5 protein-coding genes are annotated in these 11,037 nt (G+C 38.3%); 3 read left to right on the top strand and 2 right to left on the bottom strand.

The features are described 5' to 3' along the window. Positions 1 to 45 precede the first annotated feature (45 nt). Positions 46 to 3,930, bottom strand: a complete 3,885-nt coding sequence (locus tag H6A27_RS02220) for a hybrid sensor histidine kinase/response regulator transcription factor (RefSeq protein WP_204507513.1) — start codon at positions 3,928 to 3,930, stop codon at positions 46 to 48. A gap of 223 nt (positions 3,931 to 4,153) precedes the next feature. On the opposite strand from H6A27_RS02220, the gene H6A27_RS02225 reads away from it, so the two are divergent. Further along, entirely contained in the window at positions 4,154 to 4,687 is a 534-nt protein-coding gene (locus H6A27_RS02225; protein WP_204507514.1) for a hypothetical protein, read from the top strand. Positions 4,688 to 4,789: 102 nt separating this feature from the next. Here the strand turns inward: H6A27_RS02225 and H6A27_RS02230 are convergent, their stop codons facing one another. Further along, positions 4,790 to 6,355 (bottom strand): glycoside hydrolase, encoded by a 1,566-nt coding sequence (locus H6A27_RS02230; protein ID WP_204507515.1) that lies wholly within the window; start codon positions 6,353 to 6,355, stop codon positions 4,790 to 4,792. A 304-nt stretch (positions 6,356 to 6,659) separates the two neighbouring features. Here H6A27_RS02230 and H6A27_RS02235 point away from each other — a divergent pair, with 304 nt between their 5' ends. Together H6A27_RS02235 and H6A27_RS02240 are read left to right on the top strand one after the other, a co-directional pair. After that, positions 6,660 to 8,531, top strand: coding sequence for a glycoside hydrolase family 43 protein (locus tag H6A27_RS02235; protein WP_239469539.1), 1,872 nt, complete (start codon positions 6,660 to 6,662; stop codon positions 8,529 to 8,531). A 129-nt stretch (positions 8,532 to 8,660) separates the two neighbouring features. Continuing rightward, entirely contained in the window at positions 8,661 to 10,997 is a 2,337-nt protein-coding gene (locus H6A27_RS02240) for a beta-galactosidase (protein ID WP_204507517.1), read from the top strand. Positions 10,998 to 11,037: the final 40 nt, after the last annotated feature.

Below are 11,037 nucleotides of genomic sequence, written 5' to 3' on the forward strand. Positions count from 1 at the left end.
AAGCACAAATGTCCTATTTCTTGTCCTTTTTATTGCTTATGTTGTTTATTCTGTCTGTCCGTTACCGGCTGAGTATTGTTTTGGCGTTTTGCCGAATATACTTTGGAAACTTTTCGAGAAGTACGAAGGATTTGAATATCCTACCATGTACATAACTTCGGCCACAGAGAACTTCTTTTGCTGTAATAGCATTGCCGCTTTTTTCATCCTTATGGATTTTATATATTCCACTGGTGAAAAGCCTGTCAGTTGCTTTATTTTCCTGTATATTTGTTTGCTTCCTGTTCCTGACAGTTCGGAGAGGGCGTTTACGTTAAGATCGCTGTCGGCTATGTGGTCTTCTATTATTTTTGTTATGTTGATAAGGAACTTTTCATCGGCCGAGGCACTGTTTTCTACCTGTTTTGGTGAGCCTATTTTTTCTATTCTGGCCTGTGCCTCAAATGTCTCTTTCTTATGTATTAGCAACTCAACTTTTCCGGTCAGTATTTCAGCGTCGAAAGGCTTTTGTATGAATGCGTCTATTTGTAGCTTTATACTGTTTCTTATAGTCTCCGAGTCGTCTTTTGCTGAGAGCATGATTATAGGTATGGTGGCTGTTGGCATGTTTTTCTTCAATATTTTACACATCTCCAGCCCGTTCATTACCGGCATCATATAATCGGTTATAATAAGGTCTGGTTTGTTTGTGTTCAGTATTTCCAATGCCTGCTTTCCGTTTTGTGCATATATACATTTATATTTGTCGGATAATATATTTTTAATCAGATTGTAAACATCTTTGTTGTCATCCACTATCAGGATTGTTGGCAAATCTTGTTTGTCTGTTGCATCGTTTTCTTCGCATATTGTTTCATTGTCCGTATTTAATGCCTTGTCAATCGGGAATGTCAGCGAGAAAACCGTTTTCTCTTTGTTGGAGAATACATTTACCGTTCCATTGTGCAGTTCCGTATATGTTTTTACGAGATATAGTCCTATGCCTGTTCCTTCATAGTGTTTCTTTGTAGCCGACGACTGGAAGAATCTCTGGAAAATGTATGCCTGTTCGCTTTCAGGAATACCTATTCCGTTGTCTGAAACCTTTATATTAACTTCTCCTTTTTCGTCATTATAGATTATTCCTACAGATATTTCTCCTCCTGTTGGAGTATATTTCATGGCATTCGACAACAAGTTCCCTATTATCGATTCTAGTTTTATTACATCCATGTCAACAAACAGTTTATCCACATTCGCGGAAAAATTCCATATATGATTTCCTTCCGTTTCTGCGTCTTTCTGTTTTTCATATATCTCATGTATTGAAGATATAAGCTCTATTCTTGAGGTTATAAGTATATGCTCATTATCTTCCACCCTGTTCATTTCTATCAGTTTGTGGATTTTGGCGTTTAGGTTTACTGCATTCTTATAAACTAAGTTCAGCATTTCTTTCTGTTTCGGATCTTTTGTTTCCAGCAGCAGTTTGCTGACAGGTGTAACAATCATTCCTACCGGATTTTTCAGGTCATGCGAAAGGTTCGACATAAATCTTATCTTTTGTCGTGTCTGTTCCAGAATTTTCTTTTTCTCAAGTTTTTCAATGTGAAGCCTGTTTTTTACCACGAAGAAATTTATTATCCAGCATACCAGTCCTATTGCAAGCAATATATACAATACTTTAGCCTCTATTGACAGATATATAGGAGGCAATATTTTTATATTGGCTATTTTGTATTTGATATCGCTGTTTTCCATATGCTTTACATACAATTCAAAATTTCCGTAAGGCATATTGTTATATACAATTATGTTTGAATTGTTGTTTACGTAATGCCATTCCGAGTCAATTCCAGACATCATGTACATGAAACCGTTTCTTTGTGAAGTGTTGTACTGAAAGTCCGAGAACTCAAATTTAAGGTTATTCTCCTTATAGTTGAAAGTAAAATGTTGACTGGCTGTAATGCCTTTTGATATATGGTCATTGTTTACCGACAATGCTGTGAGGTATATCCTGCCGGCATTTCCTGTGTCGTTTATTATTTCTGGCTCGCAGTATCCTATACCGTCATAACTGCCCATATAGACTTTTCTGTTATCTTTATCATAATACAAGCTGCTGAATATTTTTCCGTTGATATTTATCTTTTTCACATCAAGCGTTTCCTTGTTTACATAAAACAGCCCTTTAGCGGATGAAATCCATATGTTACCGTCTATTTCTGCAAGATGAAGTACATTGTTTTCCTTCCACTCTGTTCCTGTTTTTGATATGATTCCGGAATTAGGGTCAATTCTGGAAATACTTTTGTTTGTGCTAATCCATATCATCCCTTTCGAGTCGCATATAAGGAATTCCGGGTATTCGTCATTCTCTGTACATACAGAATAATTATAAATTTTTCCGTTTTCGGAGTCTATTTTCTGTACTTCTTTTGTGTTATACATTACCACCCATGCATTACCTTTCTTGTCTGTTACGGTTTGTTTCACGAACATACTTTTCAGGCCGTTGGCTGTTGTATAGTTCTTGTCAGCTATACATATTCCGGAACTGCATTTACGCAATTTGTTTTTATTCACTACAAATATACCTCCAAGACAACTGCTAATCCATAGATTGTTGTCGTTGTCTTCTGAAATGTAATAAGCCCAGTTTGAGTTGTGTGTGTATGTGGAATCCATTATGGAATAGTGTATAAACTTGCCGAATTTGTCGTCATACCGTTCTATACTGCCGTCAGTAGCAATCCACAGGTCATTTGATTTATCCTCGAATATATGCCGTATTCTGTTGTGCGACAGTTCCGAGTTTTTCTCTCCAACTTTAAACCATCTGCTTTTCTCTATATTGTTTGTTCCTTCCGTCTGTAATAATCCGTCAGTACCTCCAAACCAGTATCTTCCCTTACTATCCTTAAGAATGGTATAAAACATATTACCGTCATTGGTATTGCTTAATTCCCAAACCGGAATGAATGTATATTTATTGCTATTGTCTGTATATGATATACCGTTATCTGTACCGAGCCAGATATTTTGTGCTTTGTCTGTAGTTATGCACCATATAATGTTGTTTGATATAGACTGGCTGTTCCTTGAGTCGTGGATATAGTGCTTTTGTGTCTGTCCATCGGAAGAATATACGTACAGTCCGTTGTCGGTACCTATCAGCAGGTTCTTTTCGGAATCGTAACTCAGAGATTTTATTGAATTTCCGGTAAAATACGGTATTAGTATTGTAGTTCCGTTATTAATGTCATGACGGAACAGATTTCCTTCTGTACCTATCCAGATTATTCCTTTTTCTTTATTTTCTAACAGAACGTTTACGAAGATGTTTTTCCATGTCCTGTCTGTTGGGATATTTATAGAAGTTATGTTGTTGGAGTTGTCTATTTTGCATAATCCGTTGTAAGTGCCTACATACATATTTCCGTCTGCGGCTTTTATTATGGAATATATGGTTTTATGTGGTAATTTGTCTGTAGGAAATTCATATGTCGTCTTTGTTTCTATGTTATAGCGGAACAGTCCGTCCAGGGTTCCTATCCATAGCTCATTTCCGGAGAGTGTGAAACATCTGATGTCTTTAATCTTCTCTTGTCTGTGGTCATAGTACGTCCCTTTGGGGGTATTGTATGAAAAAAGTCCGTTATCTGTTCCTATAAATATTGAGTCAGAATGTATAAGTCCACAATATATTCTGGTTTCATATTTTTCTTTTTCTGTATTATGCTGAAAGAATGAATATCCATCATAGCTGAAAAGTCCTTTATTTGTTCCTGCCCATATCATTCCCAAAGAATCCTGCATTATGCATCCAAAGACTGAGGCGTTTGTGTTTGTATGCATTCTGCTGAACTGCATGTATGACACAACTTGTCCTGAGAGTACAGAAAAATATGATATGAATAGGATTATTATGTATATGGTATTTTTCATTTAGTGTATGGATAGTATAGTTGTTTTATACAAAAATAGGGACTTTTCTTAAAAAACCATTTTAATGTATGTTCTTTTTTTATTTATAATCTCTCTTTTTTGCAGTTCGCCACTATATTCTGTACGTTTGCCACTATTCAAGGTAACGTCTGTTTTTCATCATTATATAATCATTAATTTTGTATCAGACAATTGAAAGTTGAACATCTAATTTTATACGATTATGAAAACAAGATTAATGACATTAGTAGTTATGATGGCTGTTTCAATAAGCAGCTTTAGTGTAATGGCACAGAACGCTCAAGATGTACCTGCACAAAGACGTGTAAAACAGAAACCTACACCTGAACAGATGATGGACAGACATGTTAAGATGATGGAGAAAAAACTTGTGATGGACGATGAGACTGCTGCAAAATTCACTCCATTATATAAGGAATATCTTCAGGCTATGAAGGATTGCCGTCCGGCAGAGTGCGTGAAAGCCAAAAAGGCAGAAATGACTGATGCCGAAATAGAACAGGCTATTCAGAACAGATTTGATGCCAGACAGAAAATGCTGGATGTACAGAAAAAATATTTCAAGAAGTTCAATGAATTGCTTAATGCAAAACAATTGGAGATGGTATTTCAACAGCCATGTATGGGTGGTAAAATGAAACCTGGAATGCAGAATCACAAGATGATGCGTCACGGCGACAGGCCAGGTTGCATGGAACGCCATGACTGCGGTAAATGTCCTATGCAGGATAAATAATTCCGCTGTTTAAATGTTTTAATTTAGTAGAACTTTTGTTTAAAACAAAATGCTTTGTCGTTCAAAATCGAATGACAAAGCATTTTTCTATATTTATGAGTTTTATTCTGATACAATAGTTACAACAGATCTTGCCGCTATACTTATGGTTTCGTTTTCCTTACAGCTTCCAATCGGTTTGAGCTTTTCATTCTCAGCATCCGAAGTTCTGTACATTTTCCATTTCTTTATTTTTTTATTCTCTATATCGAATGACATGTCTTTGTCTTTGTCAGAATAATTGATAATAACGATACTCCATTTACCGTTCTCATTTTTGTAGGCTGTAAGCATTAGTCCTGTAGGATCAGTGTCTCCTTCAGGAATAACCTCTCCGTTTTCATTCTTGGCAATGACTCCCATTCTTATGGCATTGGGTCTTATGAAACGGCTGTAATTGCCTAATGCCCACATTAATCTTGAGTCGGCAACTTCGCCGTCAGTGTTGTTCTCATTAGGATATTCTCTGATGAGTCCGTCTTTGTAGTCACCGCCAACAGCTCTCCACCACTGCCAGCTTTTTGCTCCTGCATAAACGATGTCGTGGTGAATGATTCTTGCTACATACAATGCTGTCTTCATCGTAAAGTCGTAGCCACCACCGCCACCAATCTCTTCATCATTACCCATTATACAAGTTTCTGTCTGCCAGAATTTGACGTTATATTTATCAAGAGTATCCTTCAGTTGTATTCTGAAGTTTCTCAGGTTATCTACAGGAGTATTTGTCCAGTAACTGTGTCCTACAATCATTCTTGGAACGTTTGGAGTGTCGCCCAGGTATGTCGCAGTACTGTCAGGATTGAAGAATGACTGTATATGATATCCTCTTTGCCAGTCGGTCATGTGAGTACCGAACATACATCTGTAGTCGGACGATTCGTTAACCAATATCTGTGTGTCAATATTCCTTTTGACAAACTCTTTGCTGATAAGTCTTACGGCACGTGCTATTTCCCTGTTTGTGGCAGGGCTCCCTTCCTGTTTTGGGCCTAACCAGTTCCAGTGTCCATCCGGCTCATTTACCGGACAAAGATAATTGAATTTTATTCCGTCATGTTTTTCCACTCCTTCTATAACGTCAGCGAGGAATACTGCAAAGTCGTCGTAACATTCATCTTTCAGGTTAAATGTTCCGCCTCGTCCGGTATTGGTTGCAAGACCGTTCTTTGTGAAATATACAGGAGGTGAATTTAGAAAAGCAAGAAATCTGTTTACACCTCTTTCCTTAGCCAGTTTGAGGAAATTTCTCTGTCCTTGTTGTTTGTTCCAGTTGTACGATCCGTCTGCGTTTCTGAAACATTCGGTTCTCGTTCCCCAGTTAATCTGGCTGTCGTCACCTTGTTCAGCACTTCCTGCACCTACATTGAATCTCCATAGGCTAAGCCCAATTCCTTTAGGTTGCCCGTTTTCATCGTTCTCGGTGCTGAAAAGCCAGTCGGCAACCTGTTCCTGTTTTTCCTTCGACCATAATCCTATTCTAAACATGCTCCATGCATCCGAAGCGCTGAAGTATTCCATTTGTTGCTTTGGATTTGAAGTCTGGATTATGTAGGATGTCTTCTCCTTTGCCCCAACGCAAAGTGAAGATACAGACATAATAGTTAATAAAAGCAGTTCTTTTTTCATTGTAAATGTTTTAAGAATTTTGTTCCTTTTACAAATTTATGCATTACATTATAAATATGTGTATATGTTTTAGTCAAATAGGTGACACAAATAAGTCTAAAAGTTACAATCTGTATTGTATTACATTTCATGATTGTTTATATGTGTCATTATGAATGATTTGGTATCTTTCTTTGACTGTTTTTAGTATATATTTTTATTTATATATATTATATATTTGCAAACATGAATTAATTTTTATCTAATAAACATGAGGACAATATTTTTATCAATCATTACCATTTTGGCCGGTTTTTCAAGTTTGATGGCCAATGTTTTGGAGAAGATAACTGAAAAGGATTTTGCCGGTTATCTTTTTGTGTATTTTACAGGTAATGATATCAAGGAAGAGGCCATACGTTATGCTGTAAGTTATGATGGCTATAACTACTATTCTTTAAATGGTAACAATCCTGTTATCTCTTCAGCAGAGATAAGTTCTACAGGTGGTGTACGTGACCCGCATATACTTCGCGGTCATGATGGGAAAACATTCTATATGGTTGTAACAGACATGGTTTCTGCCAAAGGTTGGGATTCTAACAGGGCTATGATTCTTTTGAAGTCTGATAATCTTGTAAATTGGAAACATACTGTAATAAACATCCAGCAGAGATATAAAGGTCATGAAGATTTGAAACGTGTGTGGGCTCCGCAGACAATTTATGACGAAGAAGCCGGAAAGTATATGATTTATTGGTCTATGCAGCATGGCAGTGGTCCTGACATTATATATTATGCATACGCTAATGATGATTTTAATGATTTGTTAGGCGAACCGAAGCCTTTGTTCATTCCTGAAAACAAGACATCATGTATTGATGGAGATATAGTGTATAAAGACGGAACTTATTATCTGTTTTATAAGACGGAGGGACATGGTAACGGTATCAAAGTAGCGACAACCAAGTCTCTTACTTCTGGCGTATGGGAAGAAAAGCCTGACTACAAGCAGCAGACTAAGGATGCTGTAGAAGGTTCGTGTACTTTTAAACTGATAGGTCAGGATAAGTATATATTGATGTATGACGTATATATGCGCGGAAAATATCAGTTTACTGAAACAACTGACTTCGAGAACTTTAAGGTTGTAGATCAGGATATCAGTATGGATTTCCATCCTCGTCATGGAACTGTAATGCCCGTTACACGTGAAGAAATGAAGCGTTTGTTTGATAAATGGGGAAAACCTGCCGGATTGGGCGAACTTTCTTTGAATCCTGTACTCCCTGGTTTTCATGCAGATCCTGAGATAATGTATTCAAATAAGACGGGCAAGTATTATATATATTCTACAACTGACGGACAGCCTGGTTGGGGAGGATGGTATTTTACAGCCTATTCTTCTGATAATCTGGAAGAGTGGAAATATGAAGGCGTTATACTCGACTTGAAATCCGATCAGGTTCAGTGGGCCGACGGAAATGCATGGGCTCCATGTATTGAGGAAGTAAAGGTTAAAGACGGATATAAATATTATTTCTATTATAGTGGAAACCCTAAAAACGGTGGTGGAAAGGAAATCGGAGTCGCAATAGCGGATAATCCTACGGGACCGTTTAAGGATCTCGGAAAATCAATCATCTCTGAATCTCCTGTCGGAGGCGGTCAGCAGATAGATGTTGACGTTTTTACAGATCCTGTTTCAGGTAAATCATACATATATTGGGGTAATGGCTATATGGCTGGTACCGAACTTAAGAGGGTTATGGTTTCATTGAAAAAGAAATCAATCACTGTCATGACTCCTGAAGGCGGTACACTGCAGGATTACGCATATCGTGAAGCTCCATACGTGTTCTACAGAAACGGATTGTATTATTTCATGTGGTCTGTTGACGATACCGGTTCGGCTAATTATCACGTTGCTTATGGAACATCAGATTCACCATTGGGCAAGATTAAAGTTGCTGCCGACCCTATTGTCACAATCCAGAACCCTGAAAAAGAAATCTATGGTCCGGCACATAATTCAGTGATTTGCAAGCCTGGAACAGACGAATGGTATATTGTATATCATAGAATAAACAAATATTATATTGATGGTGAAAAAGCTCCAGGAATTCATCGTGAGGTTTGTATCGACAAGATGGAATTCAATGAAGACGGAACAATAAAGAGAGTTCAACTTAATTAAAGAAGTTAGAGAACTTACAGTAAGGTTGGACTTTATAAGTTAAGTTCCGAAGGTGAGTTTGTATGTCATTTAATATTCAGTCCTAAAGAATTTATTCATTATACCATATAAATCATAAATAAAATCTAAATGAAAAAACTACAGATTAAGGTTTTTACTGCGCTCTTTGCAGTGATGGCATTATTCTTGGCATCATGTAGCGGAACGCAGAAGGGTACTTTTGAGGTTGGAAAAGGTACTTTCTTGTTGAATGGTAAGCCTTTTGTCGTTAAGGCTGCCGAAGTTCATTATCCGCGAATTCCTCAACCATATTGGGAACAGCGTATTCTTTCTTGTAAGGCATTAGGTATGAATACATTATGCCTTTATGTATTCTGGAATCTTCACGAACAGCAGGAAGGACAGTTCGACTTTACCGGGAACAATGATTTGGCAGCTTTCTGCCGTCTTGCCCAGAAACATGGAATGTATGTGATTGTCCGTCCGGGACCGTACGTTTGCGCTGAATGGGAAATGGGAGGACTGCCTTGGTGGTTGCTGAAGAAAGAAGATGTACAGTTGCGTTCCCAGGACCCATATTATATGGAACGTGTGAAAATCTTTATGAACGAGGTAGGCAAACAGCTTGCTGATTTGCAAATTACACGTGGTGGCAACATCATAATGGTACAGGTCGAGAATGAATTCGGTTCTTACGGCATTGACAAACCATACGTGTCTGCAATACGTGATATAGTAAAAGAAGCCGGATTTACTGATGTTCCTCTGTTCCAGTGTGACTGGAGTTCAAACTTTACTAATAACGCCCTTGACGATCTGCTCTGGACAGTTAATTTCGGTACAGGAGCAAATATTGACGAACAGTTCAAAAAGTTGAAAGAATTGCGCCCTGAAACTCCGCTTATGTGTAGCGAGTTCTGGAGCGGATGGTTCGACCATTGGGGAAGAAAACACGAAACCCGTGATGCTGCGACAATGGTTAGCGGTATTAAAGACATGCTCGACAGAAACATTTCTTTCAGCCTTTACATGACTCACGGAGGTACTACATTCGGATGGTGGGGAGGTGCCAACAATCCTTCTTATTCCGCAATGTGTAGCTCATACGATTACGATGCCCCAATCAGTGAAGCCGGTTGGACAACTCCAAAGTATTTCCAGTTGCGTGACCTTCTTCAGAGATATTTGCCGGCTGGAGAAAAATTGCCTGAACCACCGGTGCCATTCCCTGTAATTGAAATCCATGCAATCACAGACTGGAGTGTAGCTCCTTTATTTGAAAATCTTCCTGAAGCTAAGGAAACAGAAGATATCAAACCTATGGAATACTTCGACCAGGGATGGGGTACAATCCTTTACAGCACAGTTCTTAAAGAGAATATTTCAGGAGTGCTTCACATAGACGAGGTTCATGACTGGGCACAGGTATTTGCTGACGGGAAGTTGCTGGGTCGCCTTGACCGCCGTAAAGGTGAATTCGAACTCAAGCTTCCTTCAACTCTTAAAAAAGGTACACGCCTTGATATACTTGTAGAGGCTATGGGACGTGTCAACTTCGACAAGTCTATTCACGACCGTAAGGGTATTACAAACAAGGTAGAAGTAATCTCAGGCAAAAAATCCACAGAATTGAAGGGATGGAACGTATATAACCTGCCTCCGTTCTATGAATTTGTAAGCGCAAAAGACTATAAGAAAGGCGAACCTGTGGATGGACCGGCTTATTATAGAGCTACATTCAATCTTGAAAAGACCGGCGATACATTCTTCAATATGAATACATGGGGTAAAGGTATGGTTTGGGTAAACGGACATGCTCTCGGACGTTTCTGGGAAATCGGTCCTCAACAAACTCTTTATATGCCAGGATGCTGGTTGAAAGAAGGTGAAAATGAAATTATAGTTCTTGATCTGAAAGGTCCTTCTGAAACTTCAATACCTGGATTGAAAGAACCAATTCTTGATATGTTGAGAGAAAATGCGCCTGAAACTCACCGTGAGAATGGCCAGAATCTTAATTTGTCTGGCGAGACCGTTGTTCACAAAGGTACTTTCACTCAAAGTAATGGATGGCAGAATGTTAAGTTCGCTAATACTGTAAACGGAAGATATTTCTGCCTGAATGCCATATCAAACTATGATGGCAATAATATTGCTTCTATAGCAGAGCTTGATGTTCTTGACAAGAATGGCAAACCTGTTTCACGTGAGAAATGGAAAATAGTTTACGCCGACAGCGAAGAGACAAGAAGCGGTAACCGTACTGCGGACAAGGTTTACGACTTGCAGGAAAGTACATTCTGGCAGACTGTTGACAATACATCTTTCCCTCATCAGATAGTAATCGATTTAGGTGATACTTATGAGGTATCAGGTTTCAGAATGTTGCCTCGTGCCGAAAAGGAAGTTCCTGGCGTGATAAAAGATTATACTGTTTACGTTAAAGGAACAAACTTTAAATATTAATGATTAGTAGCATTCAGACTATATCTGAATGTTACAGAGA

The organism is Bacteroides caecigallinarum, assembly GCF_016902295.1.
Classification (GTDB): domain Bacteria; phylum Bacteroidota; class Bacteroidia; order Bacteroidales; family Bacteroidaceae; genus Phocaeicola; species Phocaeicola caecigallinarum_A.